Origin of the sequence: Pedobacter aquatilis (assembly GCF_030409415.1) — a bacterium.
GTDB classification, from domain to species: Bacteria; Bacteroidota; Bacteroidia; order Sphingobacteriales; family Sphingobacteriaceae; genus Pedobacter; species Pedobacter aquatilis.
In genome coordinates this window covers 83,975-109,927 of record NZ_JAUFPW010000012.1, presented here as the reverse complement: position 1 = coordinate 109,927, position 25,953 = coordinate 83,975, and the positions used below count along the sequence as shown (strand labels likewise).

Annotated in this window: 24 protein-coding genes and 1 tRNA gene; 14 read left to right on the top strand and 11 right to left on the bottom strand. The window is 36.4% G+C overall.

What is annotated here, in order from left to right:
- Positions 1–34: 34 nt before the first annotated feature.
- Positions 35–2,503, bottom strand: a complete 2,469-nt coding sequence (locus QWY86_RS04495; protein WP_290239217.1) for a PIG-L family deacetylase — start codon at positions 2,501–2,503, stop codon at positions 35–37.
- A 120-nt stretch (positions 2,504–2,623) separates the two neighbouring features.
- On the opposite strand from QWY86_RS04495, the gene QWY86_RS04490 reads away from it, so the two are divergent.
- The 3 genes from QWY86_RS04490 (at position 2,624) to QWY86_RS04480 (ending at position 5,959) form a co-directional block, all read left to right on the top strand.
- Positions 2,624–3,961 carry a sigma-54-dependent transcriptional regulator gene (locus QWY86_RS04490; protein WP_290239214.1) on the top strand — a complete coding sequence of 446 codons (1,338 nt, stop codon included), beginning with the start codon at positions 2,624–2,626 and terminating at the stop codon, positions 3,959–3,961.
- 70 nt (positions 3,962–4,031) lie between these two features.
- The gene (locus QWY86_RS04485; protein WP_290239212.1) at positions 4,032–5,612 is read left to right on the top strand and encodes a M1 family metallopeptidase; all 1,581 of its coding nucleotides are present in this window, start codon (positions 4,032–4,034) and stop codon (positions 5,610–5,612) included.
- A 131-nt stretch (positions 5,613–5,743) separates the two neighbouring features.
- On the top strand, positions 5,744–5,959 hold the full coding sequence (locus tag QWY86_RS04480) for a hypothetical protein (protein WP_290239210.1): 216 nt from the start codon (positions 5,744–5,746) through the stop codon (positions 5,957–5,959).
- A 122-nt stretch (positions 5,960–6,081) separates the two neighbouring features.
- Here the strand turns inward: QWY86_RS04480 and QWY86_RS04475 are convergent, their stop codons facing one another.
- The 5 genes from QWY86_RS04475 to QWY86_RS04455 all read right to left on the bottom strand — a co-directional run bounded on the left by QWY86_RS04475 (position 6,082) and on the right by QWY86_RS04455 (position 11,099).
- The gene (locus tag QWY86_RS04475) at positions 6,082–6,324 is read right to left on the bottom strand and encodes a hypothetical protein (protein WP_290239208.1); all 243 of its coding nucleotides are present in this window, start codon (positions 6,322–6,324) and stop codon (positions 6,082–6,084) included.
- 107 nt (positions 6,325–6,431) lie between these two features.
- On the bottom strand, positions 6,432–6,908 hold the full coding sequence (locus QWY86_RS04470) for an acyl-CoA thioesterase (protein ID WP_290239206.1): 477 nt from the start codon (positions 6,906–6,908) through the stop codon (positions 6,432–6,434).
- Between the two features lie 193 nt (positions 6,909–7,101).
- Entirely contained in the window at positions 7,102–9,237 is a 2,136-nt protein-coding gene (locus tag QWY86_RS04465) for a glycoside hydrolase family 97 protein (protein ID WP_290239204.1), read from the bottom strand.
- A gap of 139 nt (positions 9,238–9,376) precedes the next feature.
- Positions 9,377–10,630 (bottom strand): DUF2130 domain-containing protein, encoded by a 1,254-nt coding sequence (locus QWY86_RS04460; protein WP_290239202.1) that lies wholly within the window; start codon positions 10,628–10,630, stop codon positions 9,377–9,379.
- 88 nt (positions 10,631–10,718) lie between these two features.
- On the bottom strand, positions 10,719–11,099 hold the full coding sequence (locus tag QWY86_RS04455) for an OsmC family protein (RefSeq protein ID WP_290239201.1): 381 nt from the start codon (positions 11,097–11,099) through the stop codon (positions 10,719–10,721).
- 507 nt (positions 11,100–11,606) lie between these two features.
- Here QWY86_RS04455 and QWY86_RS04450 point away from each other — a divergent pair.
- Together QWY86_RS04450 and QWY86_RS04445 are read left to right on the top strand one after the other, a co-directional pair.
- The gene (locus QWY86_RS04450) at positions 11,607–11,972 is read left to right on the top strand and encodes a YtxH domain-containing protein (protein WP_290239199.1); all 366 of its coding nucleotides are present in this window, start codon (positions 11,607–11,609) and stop codon (positions 11,970–11,972) included.
- A gap of 228 nt (positions 11,973–12,200) precedes the next feature.
- Entirely contained in the window at positions 12,201–12,764 is a 564-nt protein-coding gene (locus QWY86_RS04445) for a YdcF family protein (RefSeq protein WP_290239196.1), read from the top strand.
- 133 nt (positions 12,765–12,897) lie between these two features.
- On the opposite strand, the gene obgE is transcribed toward QWY86_RS04445, so the two are convergent.
- The 5 genes from obgE to QWY86_RS04420 all read right to left on the bottom strand — a co-directional run bounded on the left by obgE (position 12,898) and on the right by QWY86_RS04420 (position 16,747).
- Complete coding sequence (gene obgE, locus QWY86_RS04440; RefSeq protein WP_290239194.1) at positions 12,898–13,893, bottom strand: GTPase ObgE; 996 nt, start codon at positions 13,891–13,893, stop codon at positions 12,898–12,900.
- 156 nt (positions 13,894–14,049) lie between these two features.
- Complete coding sequence (locus tag QWY86_RS04435; protein ID WP_290239192.1) at positions 14,050–14,619, bottom strand: adenylate kinase; 570 nt, start codon at positions 14,617–14,619, stop codon at positions 14,050–14,052.
- Positions 14,620–14,978: 359 nt separating this feature from the next.
- Positions 14,979–15,052: transfer RNA gene (locus QWY86_RS04430), tRNA-Arg, on the bottom strand.
- A gap of 97 nt (positions 15,053–15,149) precedes the next feature.
- A complete protein-coding gene (locus tag QWY86_RS04425) occupies positions 15,150–15,614 on the bottom strand; it encodes a redoxin domain-containing protein (protein ID WP_290239190.1) in 465 nt (154 codons plus the stop codon).
- A 230-nt stretch (positions 15,615–15,844) separates the two neighbouring features.
- Positions 15,845–16,747, bottom strand: coding sequence for an SDR family oxidoreductase (locus tag QWY86_RS04420; protein WP_290239187.1), 903 nt, complete (start codon positions 16,745–16,747; stop codon positions 15,845–15,847).
- 161 nt (positions 16,748–16,908) lie between these two features.
- On the opposite strand from QWY86_RS04420, the gene atpD reads away from it, so the two are divergent.
- The 9 genes from atpD to ilvB all read left to right on the top strand — a co-directional run bounded on the left by atpD (position 16,909) and on the right by ilvB (position 25,869).
- A complete protein-coding gene (gene atpD, locus QWY86_RS04415; RefSeq protein WP_290239184.1) occupies positions 16,909–18,411 on the top strand; it encodes a F0F1 ATP synthase subunit beta in 1,503 nt (500 codons plus the stop codon).
- An 82-nt stretch (positions 18,412–18,493) separates the two neighbouring features.
- The gene (gene atpC, locus QWY86_RS04410) at positions 18,494–18,739 is read left to right on the top strand and encodes an ATP synthase F1 subunit epsilon (protein ID WP_290239183.1); all 246 of its coding nucleotides are present in this window, start codon (positions 18,494–18,496) and stop codon (positions 18,737–18,739) included.
- A gap of 226 nt (positions 18,740–18,965) precedes the next feature.
- The gene (locus QWY86_RS04405) at positions 18,966–20,213 is read left to right on the top strand and encodes a cation:proton antiporter (RefSeq protein WP_290239181.1); all 1,248 of its coding nucleotides are present in this window, start codon (positions 18,966–18,968) and stop codon (positions 20,211–20,213) included.
- A gap of 566 nt (positions 20,214–20,779) precedes the next feature.
- Entirely contained in the window at positions 20,780–21,670 is an 891-nt protein-coding gene (gene ilvE / locus QWY86_RS04400; RefSeq protein WP_290239179.1) for a branched-chain-amino-acid transaminase, read from the top strand.
- 86 nt (positions 21,671–21,756) lie between these two features.
- Positions 21,757–23,439 carry a dihydroxy-acid dehydratase gene (gene ilvD / locus QWY86_RS04395; RefSeq protein ID WP_290239177.1) on the top strand — a complete coding sequence of 561 codons (1,683 nt, stop codon included), beginning with the start codon at positions 21,757–21,759 and terminating at the stop codon, positions 23,437–23,439.
- 78 nt (positions 23,440–23,517) lie between these two features.
- The gene (locus tag QWY86_RS04390) at positions 23,518–23,805 is read left to right on the top strand and encodes an ORF6N domain-containing protein (RefSeq protein WP_290239175.1); all 288 of its coding nucleotides are present in this window, start codon (positions 23,518–23,520) and stop codon (positions 23,803–23,805) included.
- Positions 23,780–23,881, top strand: coding sequence for an ORF6N domain-containing protein (locus QWY86_RS20060; RefSeq protein ID WP_353958892.1), 102 nt, complete (start codon positions 23,780–23,782; stop codon positions 23,879–23,881). The genes QWY86_RS04390 and QWY86_RS20060 overlap by 26 nt, the downstream gene beginning before the upstream one ends.
- Positions 23,882–23,883: 2 nt before the next feature.
- The gene (locus QWY86_RS04385) at positions 23,884–24,102 is read left to right on the top strand and encodes a hypothetical protein (protein WP_290239173.1); all 219 of its coding nucleotides are present in this window, start codon (positions 23,884–23,886) and stop codon (positions 24,100–24,102) included.
- 21 nt (positions 24,103–24,123) lie between these two features.
- Entirely contained in the window at positions 24,124–25,869 is a 1,746-nt protein-coding gene (ilvB, locus tag QWY86_RS04380; protein ID WP_290239171.1) for a biosynthetic-type acetolactate synthase large subunit, read from the top strand.
- The last annotated feature ends 84 nt before the right edge of the window (positions 25,870–25,953 follow it).

Sequence of the window (25,953 nt, the reverse complement as noted above, 5' to 3'; positions counted from 1 at the left end):
ACCAGGTGTTCCAATTTTTTAATTGATTTTTCATTTATTTTCCTGCCGAAATAAAATTAAAAAACAACCTTGCCGCTCCAACATTTCCTGCTGGTAATTGTCTGAAAAATGCTAAAGGCGTATAAATAAAATTGCCTTTGCCATATTTAGCATATAAGGTTGAACCCTTTAAAGGTTCCTCACCCGTATCATTCATTTCAAAAAGTGGTTCATATTTATCGTCCCATCTATCAGGAAAATAAGCACCACGTTCTTGCACCCACCCGTTAAAATCATCAGCTGTAATTTTGTTTGGATAATTTAAGAGCTTGTGTTTGGGATTTAGAAATTTAACCGCAGCATTTTCTTCAGTAACCCTTTTTCCGCTAATGCTGAAAGGATAAATACCAAAATCTTGTAGTGCCATATCTTGAGTAGTATTGTATTGCATCACAATCGTGCCGCCGTTTTCAACATAAGTTTTCAAAGCAGTTTGCCAGTTTTTTATTCTTTTTTCTGTATTGATAACCCTAACGCCCGTTACAATGGCATCATAAGTAGCAAGTTTTATTGGGTTTAATACATCTGCTTCAGTTAAAACATCAACTTGTAAACCAGCTTGTCTCAAAAATTCTGGTATTAAATCTCCGGCCCCTTGGATGTAACCTACTTTTTTTGCCAATACTTTTACATCATCTTTCAAAAGCCATGTGGTAGCTGGAATAAAATATTGCAATGATGGCAAATGTGGGTATTGAATAAGCACCTGCCCTTTCATAAAATCATTGGTTTCAGAAGAAAAAACAACCTCAAGTTTATTCTGACTTGTTTTAATCTTCGCTAAATCATCAGCAGGAATTAAAAAATCTTTAATGGTTGCGGTGTTCTCAGCTAAATTTATTCCGGTAAAGGTTTTAATTACGGAGTTACCAATTTTAAAGCTAACCTTGCCATAATTAATATTCTTGTTTGCTTTAAGTTTCAGGGAAACAGCAAGTGCTTCTTTATCTTTTGCAAAATAAACAGGTTCTGTAAAACTTAAGTCTAGAGCAGGGATAATTCGAAGTTGTTCTACAATATCGCCCTTAACCGGATCAAGCTTTTTGAAAGATAAAGGAAGTTTAACCGTAAACTTATCTGCACCAATTTTAAGCAACAATTTAACATTAAGTGCAGCTTTATTCTCAGCCAAGCCAATTAAGGTGTCATTTGCAACACTAAAAGTTGCTGCATTTTTTGCTGGTTTTTCTAACCAATATGGCTCAGTTAATTTTGCATCGGCGGGTATTTGAATTTTACGTTCAATTGTAATTAAAGAATCTCCGGCAATTCTTCTATTTAAATTATCTGTTTGGTTAATCCAGTTTACCTGTTCTAAAATAACAGGTTCTGCCGACCTTGAAATCACATTTAAACGAAAATTATAGCTATTTCCTGCAATGGCCTCAGGCTGATTGGTAACCACCTCACCCATAAAGCCTGCACAACTTAAAATAATTTTATCTATGGCAGCAAGCTTGTCTTCTTTCAGGTTAACATCCTGAAGCTCAGAAATTCTTTTACGCAGCATTAACAGACCATGCAAACTCTTATCGGGATGATTGTAATCAAAGGATAGCAGGAGCACATCAATTAAATCATCAACATCATTTATACCTTTCTCTATCCAATTAAGTGGAATTCTATCAAACAATGTAAGCTTAGCCTGATCACCTGAAACGTGCGTAAAATATTCTGTTCGAACTCCCGCCACGGATTGCGTTCCTGCACCCTGACTTTTATGTAAACTTCTGCTCAAACCAGCAAGTTCTCCGTAACCCATGCCCAGCTGGGCATCATACTGACCAACATTTACTTTTAATTGATTTTCGGAAGTCGTGTTTACATTTCCAAAGCGGAAAGTATTCCATAATAATCTTTTGGGTTGCCAAACACTTACATATTTTAATTGATTTGGAAACGCATTTTTATCAGCCGCAAGTTTAAATGCTTTTTCTGCGACTACTGCAGAAGCTGCGTGCTGTCCGTGACCTGCCGCAGCAGTTGGTGGAAAACGGCAAATTATAACATCAGGACGGAATTTGCGGATTACCCAAACTACATCAGCAGTAATGCTATCAGCATCCCACTGTTTAAAGGTATCTTCTGTATTTTTAGAAAAACCAAAATCAATTGCACGGGTAAAAAATTGCTCTGCACCATCTAAGTTTCTGGCTTCCAGAAGTTCGTGTGTTCTGATTAATCCTAAAGCTGCTCCTTGCTCTGTTCCAAGTAAATTTTGACCACCATCACCTCTGGTTAAAGATAAATAACCTGTTTCTACATTCTGTTCGTTAATTAACCAAGAGAGTAAACCAGTATTCTCATCATCTGGATGAGCTGCAAGGTAAAGCACCTTAGGCATATGCTTTAGGGTTTTTAAATCTCTATATATTTCTGAGGATTTAGACGGTCGTATTTGTTGCGCCGAACATAGAAAGGTGAAAAAGCCCAATCCAAGTGTGGCAATAATTATCTTAAACATACAATTTGCTTTGTGTTATTTCAAAGATGCTAAAATGCTTTTATTTTGAAGCGTAGAAAACAAAAAAGGTACAAACAAAGAATCATTTTAATCCTTAATATTGCATCATAAATTACACCTATGAATGGGATTGTACTCATTATCGATGATGAGAAAAAAATTTGCAGCTTACTATCTAGAATTATAGAGTTAGAGGGTTTTACAACCTTGCAGGCAAATACTGGGAAAGATGGTTTAAAACTTTTAAAAACGAACGATGTAGATGTTGTTATCAGTGATGTAAAATTACCAGATGTTAGTGGAGTTGATTTGGTTAAAGACATAAAAACGATTAAACCTTATGTTGAAGTTGTTAACTTAACTGCTTACGGAACCATTCCTGATGGTGTTTTGGCTATGAAGAATGGAGCTTTTGATTATTTAGTTAAAGGCGATGATAATGAAAAAATTATACCCTTACTTTATAAAGCAATTGAAAAAGTTAACCTTCAAAAGCGTGTATTTCAACTGGAAGATAAAACAACAAAGAAATACAGTTTCAATACCATAATTGGGCAATCAAAAGTTTTAAGGGAGGCAATAGATATATCGAAAAAAGTAAGTAAAACCGATACAACCGTTTTAATTTTAGGTGAAACTGGCACAGGTAAGGAGGTTTTTGCACAATCTATACACTACGAGAGTTTAAGGGCATCGAAACCATTTGTTGCCTTAAATTGCAGCGGCTTTAGTGCAGATTTATTAGAGAGTGAATTATTTGGTTACAAAGCCGGAGCTTTTACCGGTGCAAATAAAGATAAAAAAGGCCTTTTGGATGAAGCAAACGGCGGAACATTATTTTTAGATGAAATTGGAGAAATGCATCTCGATTTACAAGCGAAATTGCTTAGGGTTTTAGAAAATCAGAGTTTTATTAAGCTGGGAGATACAACTACACAAAAAGTTAATATTCGCATTTTAGCGGCTACTAATAAAGATTTGAAGGCCGAGGCCGCTATCGGAAAATTTCGTTCTGATTTGTATTACAGGCTTTCGGTTTTTACAATTTATCTACCGGCTTTAAGAGAACGAAAAACTGATATTACTGCATTAGCTGATTATTATTTAAAAGAATTTTCTACTAAAATGAATCAGCCTAAAATTAAACTAAGCGATAAGATTTTAGAAATATTCAAAAAATACAATTGGCGGGGAAATATTCGCGAACTTAAAAATGTGATAGAACGATTGGTCATTCTATCGAACAATAATGAGCTGAGTACATCGGCTTTGCCACAAGAATTTTTTGAATTTGCACCTCTTGAAAATAATTTTAACCTACAAGATGTAGAGAAACAGCATATACAAAAAGTGCTGAAGCATACTAAGGGGAACAAAACAGAAACTTCGAGATTGCTAGGAATTGGGCTGACCACACTTTACAGAAAAATAGAGGAATACGGAATTTCAGAAATTTAATCTAAAAAATTACGTTCTTTATAAAATCGATTCGCTTTAATAGTCGATAAATATTTACATAAAACCAAGTATGCAAAAAAGCTTTCTAACCATTTTATTATCCCTTTTTACATTTTCAATTTTTGCACAGCAAAATTATTTCCAGCAACATTTAACTTATAATATTGATGTTACCTTAAATGATAAGGATAAATCGCTTAAAGGAATGGAAACCATTGTTTACAAAAATAACTCTCCTTCAAATCTCGATTTTATTTGGTTTCATATTTGGCCAAATGCTTATAAAAATGAGTCTACTGCATTATTTCAGCAAATTAGAAATGATACATCCCGCAAGGAAAAGCTTAAAAACATAGTTTATGGGAGTATTGATGGTTTAAACTTTAAAGTTAATGGTAAAACTGCTAAAACCGAAGCCCATTCAAATCCACAATATATTGATGTGATAAAGGTTTTGCTACCAGAAATATTAAAGCCTGGCGATTCTGTTTCAATATCAACAGATTTTAATGTAAAACTACCAAATTATTTTTCTCGTTCTGGTTATGCAGAAACGCAGTTTATGATAACACAATGGTATCCAAAGCCAGCGGTATTTGATAAGGATGGGTGGCACGAATTTCCTTATTTAGATATGGGCGAGTTTTACAGCGAATATGCAGATTACAAAGTAAACATCACTTTACCATCTTCTTACATTGTGGGTGCAACGGGTGTTTTGCAAAATGTTGATGAACTTAATGCATACAAATCAATAGGTGCAAAAAATGTTGCTTCTAGAAACGGAAAACCTACGCTATACAGTTCAATAAGCAAAGCAGACACCAAAAAACTAAGCTATTCTATTAATAACGTACCGGATTTTGCATGGTTTGCCGATAAAGATTTAGTTATACAATATGATACGGTAAAATTGGCTTCAGGAAAAGTTGTTGATGCATTCAGTTATTATCATAATAAAAAAAATACGCTATGGGTAAACAGCATAGATTATATCAAGGATGCCACCAAAAAATATAGCAAATGGATTGGTGAATATGAATACCCAACCGTTCAGGCTATTGAAGGACCAAAAAATAATGCAAGTGGCGGAATGGAATATCCAACAATTACATTGATTACCAGTCCGGATGCTAAAAAGGAAACTTTAGATGGCGTTATTACGCATGAAGTTGGGCATAACTGGTTTATGAGTATGCTTGGAAGCAACGAGCGTATGCATACCTGGCAAGATGAAGGTTTTAATACTTTTTACCAGTTTAGATATGAGGCGGAAAAATATAGATCGAATTCTATTTTTGGTGATGCAATTCCGGCAAATCTTAAAGAATTACCTGCAGATAAGTTTTTGGCGAGCATTTACGGTGCTCTATCAAACGTGCCAATGCAATCTGCCATTGAAACACCAGCTGCTGATTTTAAAACATCTGAAGAATATGGCTTAATTTCTTATGCCAAAACTGCTTTGTGGCTTTATATTTTAGAAGCTGAAATCGGTCAGGAAAAATTTGATAAAGCCTTTCAAGCTTATTTTAGCGAGTGGAAAAACAAACACCCATCGCCAGCAGATTTTAAAGCATCTTTTGAAAAATCTTTAGGCGTAAATTTGGATAGATATTTTGCTTTGTTAAAGCAGCAAGGCAAATTTTAAAAGTAAGAAGTTTATAATTATGATTATGCTTGTCTGGCTAAGACAAATCCTTTCAAACGATAAAAACCCTTCCATTTCGGAAGGGTTTTTTTAGGCCCAAAATTTCTACTTATCAAAGTAAAATAGATAAAGTGGATTTGCAAGGCATTTTAAACCGTCACCCAGAAATTGTGATTGTTGATGAATTGGCACATACAAACACCGAGGGGCGTAAAAACGCAAAAGGCTGGCAAGAGGTCTTTGATTTATTAGCAGCAGGAATTTCTGTGATATCGGCTGTACATATTCAGCAGCTTGCAACGATGAATTTACAGAGCTGGCAGATGCGTTTAATGGGATGGTGGTAAAATTAAATTAATGGAAGAACAGTAATCTTTCTAAAATCAAATCAGAAAAATCAAGAATTTCGAATAGCCAGTGGTTGCCTAAAGTATTATATTATGGTGTAAATGCCCAATAAAAGTTTTGATTAAACGGTTAAGAAATCTCCAATTTTTTTTACCATTTCATCAAGAAGATTATATTTTATATTTATCCAGTTCTTTTCTGTTACCAAATCTTTTAAAAGATTTTTTGTTCTTGAAGTGTGTAACTCGGGCAACTGTTTTAATCTATTAAAAATGTTTTCAATACTTTTTGGGTTATAAGTTTTTAGCTTTTCCGTTTCCATTACAAGACCTTGTAATGAAAGAATAAGTGTTTGATTGTTCATTTCAGTTTGATTTACAACAAAAATAAATCATTACGTTTCAAATCGCACCGTAAAAACACCCTAATTCAATTTAATATTATAAAGTAAATCAAATCGTTACAAACGCACTAAACAATGTAAGGTTCCATTTCCTTATCGATACTTTTTCTAAGTTCCATCAATTTTATTGCATAACCATGCATGGCCACTTCTTTATCTGTTTTGGGTGTAAAAGATGGAATAGCTTTTGGTTGACCATTATCATCAACAGCCACAAAAACAATGATGCAATGGGTATTTTTCACAAAATCGGCTTTTCCAACAGGTTTTGAATAAGCATCTACAGCAATGTGCATACTAGTTTTTCCGGTATAGATTATCCGGGCTTCCATTTTTACCAAATGCCCAATATGCACCGGACGGAAAAAACGAATTCCACCAACATAGACTGTAACACAATAAGAATCGCTCCATTGTAAAGCGCAGGCAAAAGCAGCTTGGTCAATCCATTTCATCATCATACCCCCATGAACCTTACCACCATAGTTAACATCAGATGGTTCGCTTAAAAATTGTAGTTCAATGTGATTTTTTGTTCTTGCCATGTTTTGTTCGATTGATTAACCGCAAAGTACGCAAAGAGAAAATGCAAAGAAAGAGAAGTTGGGTTTTTCAAACAAAAAGTCGTCGAGCCAATTCCGTCATTGCGAGGCACGAAGCAATCTCTTTTTCTTAATGCATTACAAACGCTTAAGATTGCTTCATACCTCGGAATGACGAGCGCTGGAAACAAAATTCCTACTTCGCCATTACACTAATTGCATAACCACCGCCCGGTGCGCAATTTAAAGTTAGCTTCGTTTTATTGGTAACTTCCATTTTGCGAATGGTATAAGCCTTTGGATTTGTTTCGTAATGTGCATCTTTTGCATCAGCATAAATGGTTGCGGTGTATTTTTTACCAGCATCTAAAAAGCTGAAATCGATTTTCGATGTCCTGGCAATTTCATCATTAGTACGACCAATAAACCAATTATTCGTGTCTTTGGCCTTGCGGGCGAAAGTGATGTAATCGCCGGGTTCAGCTTCTAAAACTTTAGTATCATCCCAATCAAGTGCAACATCTTTTATAAATTGAAAAGCATCTAAATGTTTGTTGTAAGTTTCTGGTAAATCTGCCGCCATTTGCAACGGACTATACATGGTAACATACAGCGCCAATTGACGAGCAATTGTAGTATGCACAAAAGAGGTGTTTTCAGGATTGTATGCACTCACTTTAGTTTCGAAAATACCAGGTGTATAATCCATCGGTCCGCCGATTAAACGTGTAAAGGGTAAAATCGTTGTATGGTCGGCATTGTTACCGCCAAAAGCTTCATACTCCGTTCCGCGCGCAGATTCGTTTCCTATTAAATTTGGGTAAGTACGGGCCAAACCTGTCGGCCGAACCGCCTCATGCGCATTCACCATAATTTTATATTCAGCTGCTTTTTCAATGGCATATAAATAATGGTTATTTAACCACTGACCGTAATGGTGCTCGCCACGAGGAATCATATTGCCAACATAACCACTTTTTACCGCATCGTAACCATTGGCCTTCATAAATTTATAAGCCGTATCTAAATGGCGTTCATAATTACGAACTGAAGAGGAAGTTTCATGGTGCATAATCATTTTAATGTTTTTGCTTGCCGCATAGCGATGCAATTCCTGTACATCAAAATCGGGATAAGGTGTTACAAAATCAAAAACATAATCTTTGGTTTTACCGAACCAATCTTCCCAACCTTCATTCCAACCCTCTACCAAAACGGCATCCAAACCATGCTTAGCTGCGAAATCTATATATTCTTTAACATGGGCAGTATTTGCAGCATGTTTTCCGTTAGGTTTAGTTTTCGAATAATCGGTTACGCCTAACTGTACACTGGTTAAATCGTTGTATGCCCAAGTACTTTTTCCGGTAATCATTTCCCACCAAACGCCAACATATTTCGTTGGTTTAATCCACGATACATCTTTGAATTTTGTTGGTTCATTAAGATTGTAAGTTAATTTCGATGTTAAAATATCACCCGCTTTATCGCTCACGATAATGGTTCTCCAAGGCGATAAACATGGCGCTTGCATATAACCCTTATCGCCTACTGCATCTGGTGTTAACCACGATTCTAAAACCATATTTTTATCATCCAGATTTAACGACATTAAGGAGTAGTTAATTAGCGCTGCTTCATGAATATTGATGTATAAACCATCTTTACTTTTCATCATCAATGGCGTTTGTAACCCAGTTGGCGAGAAAGTAGTTTGCGACGCATTTGGAGTAACAGCTGCCTTCATTTTACCACGAACTTCTGATAAATTTGAAGTTACCGTACTATATTCCTGCGTATCATAATCTCCAGGTAACCAAAAGGCTTTATGGTCGCCGGCTAATGCGAATTGTGTTTTTTCTTCCTTAATTACAAAATAATCAAGATTCTTTTGCTCTGGAAATTCATATCTGAAACCCAAACCATCATTAAATAAACGCAAACGAACAATAATGAAACGGTTGGTTTCCTTTTGCGTTAGCGTAACTGCCAACTCATTATAATGATTTACAATTTCTTTTACCTCACCCCAAACTGGTTTCCAGGTTTCGTTAAAGCTGCTTGTTTTGGTATCAGAAATAGTGAAACCATTTTGCAATGATTTACCATCTTTTAGTTCCAAACCAAGCTTACTTGTTTTGATAACTTCTCTGCCTTTATACTTTAAGTTATAAGTTGGTACACCACCATCAGCCAAAGAAAAATTAGCAATAAGGTTAGCATCTGGCGATTTCAACTCTTGTCCGGAAACGTTCCCGGAAAATAGCAAAATGCACATCAACGCCAGAAATTGAAAAGGCTTAAGAGATTTGTTGTTTAGGTTTTTATTCACTTTATTTAGTTTTATTTGATATTAATTTCTATTATTTTTCGTCATTGCGAGGTACGAAGCAATCTCCTTGATAAACATATTGAAATGAGATTGCTTCGTACCTCGCAATGACGAGTTCCTCTATGTGTTGTTAAATTATTTAATCCAACAACAACGTTTCGTCGTCTTCGTCCGTTAAACTTAGTTGAATACTGTCGCTACCGGCAATACCTTCAATTGAGCCACGGATGTGCGTTGCGTTTAACAACACCTTTTCTAATTGTTTTTCACGGGCTTTCCATAAGCGTTCCATTGCATCGCGTTCTCGTTGAATAGATAATTTCATGCTCATAAAACCTTCACGAATGGCTTTCCATTGCTCCGAAAATTCTGCTCCGGTTAAATAATCGTAAAGCATGTGCATTTTATCGCCACGGTTTTCCTGTGATTTCATTGCGCTGGATAAACGCAAAATTCCATCACGCAATACGTAAGCTACTGCGTTTACTTCCTCGAAAGAGCAAATCCAAACGCCATCCTTTTGCCCAAAACAATCCATGCCTTTTGGGTAGCACTGACTTACAATAACCGCAACATCAACGCCCATGCTACGCATGTCCTTCTTAAGTTTTTCAATCCAATCGCCACCAAAATCTTTGGTACGCTTGCTTTCATAGATGATTTTGCCGCACTCTTGTCCAAAGTTATTACGTACAACCTGTACGCAATCTGCACCACGAACGCCTTTACCCACTTCCTCAATTAAATCGAAAGGAAAATTACTGCGCAGCAATTCTTCTAAAATCAACTCCTGTACTTCGCCTTGCAATTGCATACTGCCCTGCTCGGCCTTACGCTTCATTTCTTCAGCAAGTTTTTTCTGGTCATCGAGTTGTTTCTCTAGTTCCCTTAAACGCAACTGATGCTCCGTATCCTTAATGCTGTTCTTCTCCGCTTCTTGTTTACGAATTTGCTCCGCCAATTCATTACGTTGCTCCTGTAGTTTACGCTGAAAAGCCAATTCCATTTCCTCTTCTTTAACTTTCAAACTTTGCTCACGACGTAAAAATTCCAATTCCTTTTCGCGGGCAAGTTTTAGCTTTTCCTCATTGCTTTTGGCGTTCCCTTCCAACATTTGCAATTTAGTTTCAAAGTCAGATGCAATGCTTTTACGCAAATTTTCTTCTAAATCGCCTTTTAATTTATTTTTTTCCTCCACTAATTTCAAGTCGAAGGCTTTTTGTTGTTGTTGTTTTTCACTTTCAAGCGTGGCCAATTTCCGCTGAAATTCTTCATCTTTCTGCTTCGTAAATGTTACCATTTTTTCACGCAGCTCTTTCTTATAATCTTCGGCCATGGCTTCTTCCATCGGAAAAACATGAGCACAGTTGGGGCATTTAATTTCAGTAGCCATAAATAATTTTTTACTCCAGAGAAAGCTGAAGCCCTACAAAGATATTAAAGCATTTTAGGAAAACGTAAACGAGTTTTGCACCTTTCGCTTACAACACTTTCGACCGAACTTCGTTACCGGCAGTTAAAATTTTACTAACCGGACATTTAGCCGCAATATCTTCCAGGCGTTGTTTTTGCTCAGCGGTTAAATTGCCTGTGCAGGTAATTTCCTCTAAGAAAATATTTTGTGCATTTTCGATGCCCATATTTACTTCTACTTCAATTTTATCTACTTCCCAGCCTTTTCTATCCACATACATTCTTAAAGTTATGGCAACGCAAGATGCCAGTGAAGCCATTAGTAAACCTTTTGGTGCAAAGCCTTTATGCGTTCCGCCAAGCTCTACAGGCTCATCAACCACAATATCATGCGAGCCATTATTTACCGAACATGCGTAATGTTCTTTATTTATCGTTGCTTTTACCATATTAATTTCGATTAAAGAATTATAAACTTAGTTGAAATCAAATTGTTTTTCTTGAAAATGAAGGGTTCTATTGATATGGCAAATTCAGTCCTGCTTACCATTACAAGTCCGCACTCGTACCTCGCTTGCGGGCTTTCCATTAAAATCAGGTTTAGAAACAAGGGTTAAGTGCCATGCAAACCGCCAAAATGAAAAACTGCTTTTGCCAATTAGCCCACATTGAAGTGAAAGTACTTTTTGTTACCTCAAACTTGAATATTTTTCATGCTGAGGTACAGCTTGTCCCGACTCTTCGGGAAAGCATCTGCAACCGATGAAACAGATTCTTTGTAGCTCAGAATGACAGGAGTTTAAAAAAGATTGCAACGAAAAGCGGGACTGATTTTAATACCTGTACTCCAATTTGCGCTTCAAAAAAATCTTCCCGAACATTTTTAATCAATAATTGAATTTAAAAAATATCAAACATTATAATCTGGCGGTTGTTCAGAAATAAAAGCTAATGTTATGAAATACAGAAAATTAATAGGAAAATATTTAACGCATAAATCTCATAATAATGCGCAGATTGCAATTGCTTTAGTTGCAGGTTTAGCTGCTGGAGCAGTTATTAGTATTTTGTTTGCTCCAGATAGTGGTACTGGCACAAGAAGTAAAATTGCCGGCGGAGCAAGAAATCTTCGTTATGGCTTTCAAGATAAATACAATATTTTAAAAGAAAAAGTATTCGGCGATGAAGCGATTGTGGAAGATATTGTGGAGCATGAGGTACCACATTTTAAGCATAAGGTAGAGAAAAAAGCGAAATCAGACATCAAGGATATTCTGGAGCATGCTCACGAAAATGGCCAGGTTCAGGAAGGACAAGGATAACCAGAAATCAGCAAAATAATCTTAGTTTTACAGGATTATTTTGCTCTTATGGTTTTTATTCTTTCGAAGATTTTAATATTTATTTTGCAACCCATTATCTGGATATCTGTTGCGCTTTTGTTTGCCCTTTTCTCTAAAAAACCCACTCGCCGGAAGCGTTTTCTGGTACTTGCAGTTTCTTTATTTTTTGTTTTCTCGAACAGTTTTCTGATATGCAAAATCTATAATTTGTATGAGGCTAAATATCCTCCTCAAAGAAAATATGATATTGGAATTCTATTAGGTGGTTTTTCAAAATCAAATAAGGATGGGGAATTAGCGGTTAGCGAACGTGGCGACAGGTTAATTCAAGCGATACATTTATTAAAAATAGGTGCAATCAAAAAAATACTGATTAGCGGTGGCTCGGGAAAAATTATTGGTAAAGAACCGATAGAGGCAGATATTACATTAAAATACTTGAAAGACATTGGTATTCCAGATTCCTTAATCTTAGTTGAGAACAGAAGTAAAAACACCATCGAGAATGCAAAATATAGTGTAGAATTAGCAAATCACTATCGAGCTGATGCCTCAGTTTTGGTGATTACTAGCGCTTGGCATATTCCCCGTGCTAAAATGATTTTTAACCGGGCTTTTAAACGGGAATTAGACTATTATCCAACGGATTATATAGGCAAAGAAAGTTACGATATCTCTGATTATTATATGCCAGATGCAAGCGCATTAAGTTATTGGCAGTATATTCTTAAAGAATGGGTTGGCTGTTTGGTAGACCGTTTTAGGGGTTAGGTTTTTTGGATTGGTTAAAAGGTTTAAAGGTTGGAAAGTGTGAATGTATAAATTGTTAATTGCTCGAACGAGAGAACACCATGCACTACGCTTTTCGCTCGAAACTAAAGACTCCCAACTCAAGACTCAAAACTTAGGCTTCTATTGCTTTTACAAGCATATCTTTTAATTCCAGCAGATTTTTTTGTGCTACAGATGAAATAAATATAGACGGAACATTTGGCAAATCCTGTTTCATTTCTGCCATTAGTTCTTCATCCAACATATCAGATTTTGTAATGGCCAAAACGTGAGGCTTTTGCATCAATTCAGGATTGTAAGATTGAAGTTCGCTTTTCAAAATTTCATATTCTTCCGTAATTGTTCTGCTTGTATCGGCAGGAACCATAAATAATAACACAGAATTACGCTCTATGTGTCGTAAGAAACGGTAACCTAAACCCTTTCCTTTTGATGCACCTTCAATAATTCCAGGAATATCAGCCATTACAAATGATTTTCCACCTCTGTAACTTACAATACCTAAATTCGGAACAATTGTAGTGAAGGGATAATCGGCAATTTCTGGTTTAGCTGCAGAAACCACAGAAAGCAAGGTAGATTTGCCTGCATTTGGGAAACCAACCAAACCAACATCTGCTAAAACTTTAAGTTCAAGTATGTTCCAAACTTCTTTTCCTGGTTCTCCTGGCTGTGCAAAACGTGGCGTTTGTTGAACGGAGTTTTTAAAGTGTGCATTACCCAAACCGCCACGACCGCCAGCTGTTAAAATTTTGGTTTCACCATGTTTAGTGATTTCGAAAAGCACTTCACCAGTTTCTGCATCTTTAGCTATTGTTCCAAGTGGAACTTCTAAAATTTCATCCTTACCCTGGCGACCAAATTTATGCGAGCTTCCGCCTGCCAAGCCATCTTCAGCAATAATATGTTTACGGTATTTTAGGTGTAGTAATGTCCAGATGTTGCTATTACCAACAACAGTTATATGCCCGCCGCGACCACCATCTCCACCATCAGGGCCACCCATAGATGTTAAAATATCACGATGTAAATGTGCTGAACCTGCTCCGCCTTTACCAGAACGGCAGCAAATTTTAACATAATCTACGAAATTCGAACCCTGCGACATATTAATTTACAATTTTAGATTGACGATTTTAGATTTGACTTTAAACCGTTAAGATTAATCACTTAGATTTTTGATTTACAAAAATCGTTAAAAAACAAACATCCGCAAAAAACAACTAATGCTTTTTTTGCGGATGTTAGTATTTGAAATATTTTATTAAAATTTATCGATAACCGAGCAAAGGTTATTGTAAACTGTATCTATTTCGCCAATTCCGTTTACTTTTTCTAATTTTCCTTGCTCTTCGTAATAAGGCAGAACATGGATGGTTTTATCGAAATATTCAGAAATACGTTTTTTCAACTTCTCTGCATCATCATCCGGGCGACCACTAATTTTATGACGCTCAGCAATGCGTTTTGTTAATTCAACCTGGTCAACATCTAAAGCGATAACTCCAGCAATTTTACTGCCTTTGCGCTCTAAAAATAAATCAAGCTCAATTGCTTGCGGAACCGTACGAGGAAAACCATCAAATACAAAACCTTTTGCATCGGGGTTTTTATCTACTTCTTCTTCAAGCATTGCAATTGTAATCGCGTCTGGCACTAACTCACCATCAGCTAATAATTGACTAACTTTTTTTCCTAATTCTGTTTCTCCTTTAACGTGTGCTCTAAAAAGATCGCCTGTTGAAACATGTACCAGCTGATATTTTGCAATCAACTTTTCAGATTGGGTGCCTTTACCCGCCCCTGGAGGGCCAAAGAGAACTAAATTAAGCATTAAAGTGGTTTAGGTGTCTTTAAAATTAAGAGCCTTGTACTTGGGACTCAACTAAAATTGAAAAAATAACACAAAGTGTTGCCTTTCAAGGCTGCAAATATATAATTATTAATTTAGATGAAGTTTAAAATGAGCAATAAATTTAAAAATCAGAGCTTTTTGAAACCATTCTAAATCTTTTTAAAAAGATTTATTGGATATAACTTATTCAAACCAAATATTCTTTCAAGAAACTAACTTTTTTGCAATGTTATTCCTTAAAAATTAGTTGATATCTACTGAATAAGTTGGTTAAAAGAAATTCTAAAATTTGAATTAAATAAAAAAGAGGAAATCAAATTAATGAAATCCTCTTTTTGTGCACTTGTAGGGATTCGAACCCCAAACCTTCTCATCCGTAGTGAGATGCTCTATCCAATTGAGCTACAAATGCATTTCCGTTTGTTAACGGACTGCAAAGGTAAGATTTGAAATTTAAATTCAAAATAAATTTTTAAAAAAACCTTGCAAAATGTTACTTCTAAAAATAGTTAGGCTTTTACAGCATCGTCAATCGCTTTGAAATCAGGTAATTCCTTTGCATCTTCTAAAACTTCTGCGTAAGCAATTTTTCCTTCTTCATCGATAACAAAAGCGGCTCTTTTCGATACGCCCTTTAATCCGAATACAAATTCAGGATATAAAGAACCATAAGCTTCAGATACTTCTTTATTAAAATCTGATAACAACGGGAACTGATAATTCTGAACCTCCTTAAATTTAGCTAAGGAGAAAGGAGAATCAACAGAGATGCCTAAAACTTGTGCGTTTACACCTTCATAATAACTAAAGTTATCTCTCATGGTACATAATTGTTCGGTGCAAGTTCCGGTAAAAGCCATTGGGAAAAAGTGTATAATTACTTTTTTACCTTTAAAAGCGCTTAAAGAAACTTCAGTTAAATCCGAACTGTATAATTTAAAATCTGGGGCATTATCGCCAATTTGTAGTGACATATCTATATTGTTTAATTGTTTGAATTGTTAAATTGGTTAAGTGTATTAGTTGTTTTATTGTTAAATTGTTTGAATTGTTGTAATCGTTAAGTTTTTTGAATTGTTTAAGATGTTACGTGTAACATCAAATTAAAAAGGAAAGAGCTTACAAATTTGTATACTTCCGATATCAGCGTTTTTTACTTTTTACTTTTCATAATCCAGTCTTGATACTTGCTACTAAATACTTGCTACTTCTTCAACTGCTCATCTACAATCTTCAAACCTTCTTCAAAGCTATGCGGTTTATAATCCAAATCTCTGATGGTTTTATCCAATACAAAGCCCGTTTTAACTGGCCGTCTTGCTGTTTGGTTTAAGCTTTCAGAACTGATTTCAGAAATAATTGATTTATCGAGCGACCAAAAATCGGCAACTTTTCGCACTAAATCTGCAATACTCAGGTAATCTTTGCCTGATACATGATAAACGCCTTGTGCATTTTTTTCTATTGCTAACAAGCAAGCTTCGGCCAAATCTTCGGCTAAAGTTGGCATACGCCATTGGTCGTTAACTACATTAATTGGCTCAGCTTTCTCTAAAGCGCCTTTAGCCCAAAGTACAATGTTGCTCCTGCTCATATCATTCGTAATGCCATAAACTAAAATGGTACGCAAAATTGCCCAATTGGCTTTTGATTCTTTAACGGCTAGTTCGGCTAGCAGTTTGGTTTCCCCATAATAACTGAGTGGATTTGGCGCATCTTCTTCTTTGTATGGTCCATTTGCACCATCAAAAATAAAATCGGTGCTTAAATGTATAAAATGAATATTCAATTCTTCGCAAAGCGATACCAGATTTTGAGTTGCATCTACATTTAACTGGTGGCAGAGTTCCTTGTTTGCTTCGCTGGTATCAACGTTAGTCATTGCTGCTGTATGAATAATAGCATCTGGCTTATATCGCTCAATTACTGCCCTAACCTGCGCTGCATCCTGAATATCCATTTCTGCATAATCGTAGCCTATAGAAGTTGGATATCGGTTTGCGCCTTTTGATGTGGCAATAAGTTTTACCCTGCCTTCTGTCAGCACTTTTTCAGTTATTTTCTGACCTAAAAGTCCGTTGCTTCCTGTTGTTAAAATGGTTTTCATTTGATGATTTTATTCATCTAAATTATCCATTAAAATGATGTTAAAAAAATTTATAATATATATTTAAAATTCGCTAATAATAACTTAACTTTGCCAACCGAATTGGAGCCCTTACAAACAGCTTTAATTCACTGACTATAATAAATTTACTCACAACAGATATGCCTAACTTAGGAAAAATAGCACAAATTATCGGCCCAGTGGTTGACGTTAGCTTTGCTGATGATGCCCATCTACCTAAAATTTTCGATGCGTTAGAGATAACAAAAGAAAATGGACAAAAAATTGTTTTAGAAGTTCAACAGCACTTAGGTGAAGACCGCGTACGTGCTATTTCAATGGACTCTACAGATGGTTTAGTTCGTGGAATGAAAGTAGTTGATACTGGTTCAGCGATTAAAATGCCAGTTGGTGACCAAATTAAAGGTCGTTTATTTAACGTAGTTGGCGATGCTATCGATGGTATCACGGCTGTAGATAAAGTAGACGGTCGTCCGATTCATGCAACTCCTCCTAAGTTCGAAGATTTATCAACTGAAACTGAAGTACTTTTTACAGGTATTAAAGTAATAGATTTATTAGAGCCTTATGCAAAAGGTGGTAAAATTGGTTTGTTCGGTGGTGCTGGTGTAGGTAAAACGGTATTAATCATGGAGTTGGTAAACAACATCGCTAAAGCTTATGCTGGTTTATCAGTATTCGCAGGTGTTGGTGAGCGTACTCGTGAGGGTAACGATTTATTACGTGAGTTTATCGAGTCAGGCGTAATCAATTATGGTGATGATTTCTTACACTCAATGGAAAAAGGTGGATGGGATTTGAAAGCAGTTGATACTGAAAAATTAAAAGAATCTAAAGCAACATTGGTTTTCGGTCAAATGAACGAGCCTCCTGGTGCACGTGCTCGTGTAGCATTATCAGGTTTAACAGTTGCAGAATATTTCCGTGATGGTGATGGCGAAGGTGCTGGAAAAGACATCCTTTTCTTCGTTGATAACATCTTCCGTTTTACTCAGGCAGGTTCTGAGGTATCGGCTTTGCTAGGTCGTATGCCATCTGCGGTAGGTTACCAACCAACATTGGCAACTGAGATGGGTTTAATGCAAGAGCGTATTACTTCAACTAAACGTGGTTCAATTACATCTGTACAAGCGGTTTACGTACCTGCAGATGATTTAACTGACCCGGCTCCGGCTACAACTTTCGCCCACTTAGATGCAACTACGGTACTTTCCCGTAAAATTGCTGAGTTAGGTATTTACCCAGCGGTAGATCCATTGGATTCTACTTCACGTATCCTTTCTCCTGCTGTTTTAGGTGATGAGCACTATAACACTGCACAACGTGTTAAAGAAACTTTACAACGTTACAAAGAACTACAAGATATCATCGCGATTTTAGGTATGGACGAATTATCTGAGGAAGATAAATTAGTTGTATCAAGAGCTCGTCGTGTTCAACGTTTCTTATCTCAACCATTCCACGTTGCTGAGCAATTTACAGGCTTAAAAGGTGTATTAGTTGACATTAAAGATACCATCAAAGGTTTTAACATGATTATGGATGGTGAAGTTGACGAGTATCCTGAAGCTGCATTTAACTTAGTTGGTAGCATTGAAGATGCTATTGAAAAAGGTAAAAAATTATTGGCAGAAGCGAATTAGTACGTTGTACGTAATAAGTTATACGTTTTAAGTGCAAGTCGGCTGACTTAAAACTTACAACGTAAAACGTAAAACTTTAAAAATGAATTTAGAAATATTAACTCCAGATAAAAAAGTTTACGAAGGCGAAGTAACAGCGGTTACCGTTCCAGGGACTTCAGGTTCTTTTCAGATTTTGAAAGACCACGCTGCTATTATCTCAACTTTAGAGGATGGAGAAGTAATTATAAAAGGTAACCAAAATGATGAGCAACGTTTTTTTATCAAAGGTGGAGTTGTTGAAGCCTTAAATAATAAAATTGTTGTTTTAGCAGAAGGTATCTCTTAATCGACATTCGTCAAGCTTTCCTCATTTTAGGAATTGCAATTTATAAAGCCTTTTCGATTAATTTCGGAAAGGCTTTTTTTATTCTCAAAGCTCAACATTCATTTTAAACTCCTTTTTAGTAAAAATTCCCAATAGACTTGCCAATGGGTTCGCGTTAAAAATTTGAAATAATTATATTACCAGGATAACTATTTAGCACAATATTTTTACACACTCAATTTTTTTAATGGAATTATACTATTCGTTTTCAGTTCTCATCGTTATCGCATCTTTTTTCGCCTATTTAAATTTACGTTACCTTAAATTACCTTCAACAATAGGCATCATGATTATCGCGATGCTTGCTTCAATTATCTTGGTTGTTACCGGAAATCTTTTCCCAAAAGCCTTCAATCATTTCTCTACCTTGTTGCAGGATGTGGATTTTACAGAAGTGCTTATGGGCGCTATGCTTAACTTTCTGTTATTTGCCGGGGCGATTCACATTAATTTAGTTGATTTAAAAGAGCAAAGAGGGCCGGTAATTATTTTCTCGACAGTAAGTGTGGTCATATCTACTTTCGCAGTTGGTGGAATCTTATTTTACCTTGCTCCTATTTTAGGCATTCACGTTCCGTTTATCTATTGCCTGCTTTTTGGAGCGTTAATATCCCCTACTGACCCCATTGCGGTAATGGGCGTTTTAAAAGAAGCGAAAGTAAAAAAGTCTTTAGAAACCAAAGTTGCCGGAGAATCGCTTTTTAATGATGGTGTGGCTGTTGTGGTTTTCGCCGTAATACTTCAACTTACACAGAGCAGTGAGGTAGAAATTTCATTCCTAAATATCTCATGGCTGTTAATTAAAGAAGCATTTGGAGGTTTTATCTTGGGTGCGCTACTAGGTTTAGGTGCATCAAACGCAATGCGAAAAATTGACGATTATAAAGTCTCGGTTTTAATTACCCTTTCTGTTGTGATGGGCGGTTATTTAATTGCACATTCAATGCATATATCTGGTCCTCTAACGATGGTGGCTGCAGGTATTGTGATTGGCAATTATGGCAAAAGAACGGCTATGTCTGCAACTACAAAAGATTATCTAAACAAATTCTGGGAACTAATAGATGAAATCCTGAATGCAGTTTTATTTCTTTTTATTGGTTTTGAACTGTTAATTATTCAAAACATTACCTCTTATTGGATAATTGGAACAGTAAGTATTGCTATCGTTTTATTCTCCAGATTTCTATCGATATATATTCCGGTTTTACTTATTCCATTTAAAAATAAATTCAGTAACGGTACAATCAAGGTATTGGTTTGGGGCGGTTTACGCGGTGGTGTTTCCATTGCCTTAGCTTTATCGATGGATGAAGGCCCTTATAAGCCAACTTTAATCGCAGCTACTTATTTTGTAGTCGTGTTTTCAATTATTGTACAAGGCCTTACTGTTGGTAAGGTGGCCTCAAGAGTACTATCCAAAGAAGAAGAATAGTTATATACTCAATTTGAATAATTAAAAAGCCAATCGAAATTGCATTGGCTTTTCTTTATGTTTAAGTTAATTTTATGATAATCAAATCGTCTATCAAGATTTTAAAATTTTAAGCAAAATCTTAATTTTAAGAAGAAAAAATATAAATTTACAATGCTAGCATAACAAACATACCGTATACCGTTTTGATATTTAGTCTACCGCCATCAGCATATTATCACTAAACACATCTATAAAAAGAACAATATTCTGTTTATATTAAATAAAATAGAATAATATTCTTATTTCATTTTTTTTTGATTTCCCTTGCATATTTCTGAACCAAAAACTAAATTGGTATTTATAAAGAATAAGCAAATAATGATTAATCAAGACAATACATTTTTAAACAACGGTACTGCAATTTCAGCTGGCCATGTTGTGTTGTTACCTGTCATCATTATTAATCTGCTACTCCTAAATATTTTACTTGGGAAGAAAACGGACTGCTTTTAAAAAATATTAACTAGATATACTCAAAGCGTCCTGACAAAAACAGGACGCTTTTTTTTAAATAACGAAACGTGATGAAATATTATAATTCGAACACGATTATTTACCTTGATGGAAAGTTTGAAAAAGCGGTAGATAGCAGCACCGACCTTTATGGCCAATCGCTACATTATGGCTATGCGGCATTCGAGGGTATTAGAGCCTACAAAACGCATAATGGCAATCGAATTTTTAAAGCAGCGGCTCATTTCGACCGTTTAGAACGTTCTTGCCAATTGGCAAATATTCCATTTCCATGGGATAAACAAGAACTAATTAAGGAAACTTATAAGCTTCTTACTTTAAATAAATTAAAGGATGCATATATCCGCCCCTTAGTTTTTTGCCATCCGAATATGAAATTGAATCAACCAAGCGGTGTTTCCATTTTAATTTGCGCTTGGGATTGGGATGCATATTCAGGCAATAAACTATTAAAATTAACGATTTCGGATTACGAAAGACCAAATCCAAAATCAACGCCGATGGAAGCAAAATTGAGCGGTAACTACGTAAACTCGATTTTAGCCACAACTGCAGCCAATATTAAAGGCTACGATGAGGCTTTACTTTTAGATATGCATGGCTTCGTTGCTGAGGCTTCAGGTGCTAATATATTTATCGAAAAAGATGGAAAACTTTACACGCCATCCTTAGGAAATATCTTACCTGGAATTACCAGAGCAACGGTTAAAGAACTTTGTACAGTTCTAGATATTGAATGCATAGAGAAAAAATTAACCATTGAAGATTTAAGACAGGCAGACAGTGCTTTTCTATGTGGCACAGCGACAGAAATTGCTGGAATTGCTTCAATTGATGATATCGTTTTCCGCAGCTTATGGAGAGAATCACTCGGTTATACCATCCAACGGGCCTATAAAAATCTGGTACTTGAAAAAGTCAATTATGAGGTGATTATTTAGCATCAAGTGGCTAGAATCAAGTAACAAGCCAGATTGCAAAACATTACAACCTTAAAACAATACAACATTACAACCAACTAATAACAATGAGCGAAATCAATAAATACAGTAAAACATTTACACAAGACCCAACGCAACCTGCGGCGCAAGCGATGCTTTATGGAATCGGGTTAACTGATGCGGATATGGCAAAAGCGCAAGTCGGTATTGCGAGTATGGGTTACGATGGCAACACCTGCAACATGCACCTTAACGACCTTGCAAAAGACGTTAAAGCAGGCGTTTGGAAAAATGATTTAGTGGGCTTGGTTTTTAATACGATTGGTGTAAGCGATGGCATGAGTAACGGTACTGATGGCATGCGTTTTTCTTTGGTTAGCCGCGATGTTATTGCCGATAGTATCGAAACCATTTGCGGCGGTCAGTATTACGATGGTATTATTTCTATTCCAGGTTGCGATAAAAATATGCCAGGTGCAATTATGGCAATGGCTCGTTTAAACCGTCCATCGATTATGGTTTATGGTGGTACAATTGCGCCAGGCCATTACAAGGGCGAAGAATTAAATATTGTTTCGGCCTTTGAAGCACTAGGTCAAAAAATATGTGGTAATTTATCTGAAGATGATTATCAGGGTATCATCAAACATACTTGCCCAGGCGCTGGTGCTTGTGGCGGTATGTACACCGCAAATACCATGGCTTCGGCAATTGAGGCTTTGGGTATGAGTTTACCTTATTCTTCTTCAAATCCAGCAGTTAGTGCGGAGAAAAAACAAGAATGTTTAGATGCTGGAAAATATATAAAAGTACTACTGGAAAAGGATATTAAACCATCTGATATCATGACGAGAAAGGCCTTCGAAAATGCCATTCGTGCGATTATCATTTTAGGTGGAAGTACCAACGCGGTGTTGCATTTTATCGCCATGGGTAAAGCTATCGGCGTAGAAATCACACAGGATGATTTCCAACGCATGAGTGATGTCACCCCTGTTCTAGCAGATTTTAAACCAAGTGGTAAATATTTGATGCAGGATTTACATCAATACGGCGGTATCCCTGCTGTATTAAAATTCTTGCTAAACGAAGGTTTATTGCATGGCGATTGCTTAACGGTAACGGGCAAAACAATGGCTGAAAATTTAGCTGATATGAAATCGATTATGGATTACGACCAGAAAATTATTCAAAAACTTAGCGAACCGATTAAAGCCACTGGACACCTGCAAATTCTTTACGGAAACTTAGCTGAAAAAGGTTCAGTTGCAAAAATCTCAGGTAAAGAAGGTGAGAAATTTGAAGGTCCGGCAAGGGTTTTTGATGGCGAAAAGGACTTAGTTGCAGGAATTTCTTCTGGTAGAATTAAACCTGGTGATGTTGTTGTAATTAAAAATGAAGGTCCAGTCGGTGCGCCAGGAATGCCCGAAATGTTAAAACCTACCTCATTAATTATTGGTGCGGGCTTAGGCAAATCAATCGCTTTAATTACTGATGGCCGTTTTTCTGGTGGTACACACGGTTTCGTGGTTGGGCACATCACACCAGAGGCCTACAAAGGCGGCTTAATTGGTTTGGTTGAAGATGACGACCTGATTGAAATTGATGCGGTAAATAACACCATCAACTTAAAAGTGAGCGAAGAAATTATCGCAGAGCGAAGAAAAAAATACATTCAACCTGATTTGAAAGTTAAAAAAGGTGTTTTATATAAATATGCTAAAACGGTATCAGATGCAGCAAGTGGCTGTGTAACTGATGAATATTAGCATTAGCAAAGGTTTGTGGATACAAGCCTGAATAAAAGTCGTCCCTTGACTATTAAGTAAATTTAAACATAAAACGATATGCAAATTATTAAAAGCATTGAAAGTAGAATTTATGAAGTTAGGGGTGAGAGAGTGATGTTGGATTTCGACCTAGCTTCATTGTATGAAGTTCAAACAAGAGTATTAAATCAGGCAGTAAAACGGAATATAAAGCGCTTCCCTGAGGATTTCATGTTTCAGCTTACGAAGCAAGAGTTTGAAAATTTACAAACTGAAGTTAGCAACCAAAATATGTCATCACAAATTGACGACAAAAGACCCCAACTTGATATCACAATTTGTGATATCAAGTTGGGGTGGCACTAGAATATTGCCTTACGCCTTTACAGAACAAGGTGTAGCCATGTTACGTGGGGTATTGAAAAGTGTGACAAAGCAATAAATATGAACATTGCCATTATGAGGGCTTTTGTTGATGTAAGAAAAATCTTATTCAAACAAAATAACTTAAATGAACAACTGCTCGAAATAAAAGAGCGACTTGGGGAACATGATGTTCAACTAAACGAACTCTATGATGCAATGGATAATATGCTCGATGAAAAGATTGCTCAATTGAAATGGAAAGATAGGGAGCGAATAGGCTTTAAGATTAAAGAATAATACAACCGTAAAAATATAATTATGGAAACTGCACAAGAAATACAAACGGAGGCAAAAGCAGAAACCTCAAAAAAACTGTTTAAGGGAACAGGTTCTCAGGTTCTTTTAAACGGACTAATTGAAGAAGGCGTAACTACGATTTTCGGTTATCCTGGTGGTGCAATAATGCCAATTTACGATGCATTGTACGATTACACCGATAAGTTGCAACACATTTTGGTTCGCCATGAGCAAGGTGGTATTCATGCTGCACAAGGTTTTGCCCGTACCAGTGGTAAAGTTGGTGTTTGTTTCGCAACCAGCGGACCAGGTGCAACGAATTTGGTAACTGGTTTAGCTGATGCACAAATCGATAGTACACCCTTAGTTTGTATTACTGGTCAGGTTTTTGCCCATCTATTAGGAACTGATGCTTTCCAGGAAACGGACGTGATTAACATTACCACTCCTGTTACTAAATGGAATTATCAGGTTACGGATGCGAAAGAAATCCCCGAAGTTTTGGCTAAAGCTTTTTATATAGCTAAAAGCGGCAGACCAGGCCCTGTTTTAATTGACATTACCAAAAATGCACAAATACAAATTGAGGAATTTCCTGAATATGTAAAGTGTAACCACATACGTTCCTATCGCCCGAAACCAGAAGTTAGGGTTGAATATATTGAGCAGGCTGCTAAATTAATTAACGCTGCAAAAAAACCATTTGTATTATTCGGACAAGGTGTTGTTTTGGGAACGGCTGAAGAAGAGTTTAAAGCTTTTATTGAGAAGAGTGGCATTCCAGCAGCTTGGACTATTATGGGCGAAGGTGCAATTCCAACAGCGCACCCTTTAAATGTTGGTATGTTGGGCATGCATGGTAATTATGGCCCGAATGTTTTAACGAACGAATGCGATGTTTTAATTGCCATCGGAATGCGTTTCGATGACCGCGTTACTGGTCGTTTAGATAAATACGCAAAACAGGCTAAGGTAATTCATTTCGATATCGACCCAGCAGAAATTGATAAAAACGTTAAAGCTGAAGTTGGGGTTTGGGGCGATTGCAAAGAAACCTTACCGCTATTAACCAACTTGATTGAAGCTAAAAAACACGATGATTGGGTTTCTAAATTCAACGAATACAACCAGCAGGAAATAGACCAGGTAATTACTCCAGAACTCTATCCAAGTGGCGAAGAAATAACAATGGGTGAAGTGTTGCGTAACATCAACGAAATTTGTGGTGGTGATGCAGTTATCGTTACTGATGTTGGTCAGCACCAAATGGTGGCTTGCCGATATGCGAAATTTAATAATACCCGCAGCAATATTACTTCTGGTGGTTTAGGCACCATGGGCTTTGGTTTGCCAGCGGCAATCGGCGCTAAATATGGCGCTCCTGATAAAACGGTTATCGCCATTATTGGTGATGGTGGTTTCCAAATGACGCCACAAGAATTAGGAACCATTATGCAATTTGGTGCCGCGGTTAAAATCCTGATTTTGAATAACCGCTTTTTAGGTATGGTTCGCCAATGGCAGGAATTATTTAACGATAAGCGTTATTCTTCAGTTAACATTACCAGTCCTGATTTTGTGGCTTTAGCAAAGGCATATTACATTGAAGCGAACAAAGTTGATGAACGGGCAAACTTAAAAACTGCTTTAGAAACTATGATTAACCATGAAGGTTCTTACTTATTGGAAGTGATGGTTGGAAGAGAAAATAACGTTTTCCCAATGGTTCCGCAAGGAATGAGCGTTAGCGAAATTAGATTAAAGTAATTAAGATAAAAGAACAATGAGCAAGGAATAAAGATTAAAAGTACAAGCATTATGTCTTTTATCCTTGTTCCTTTATCCTTAATC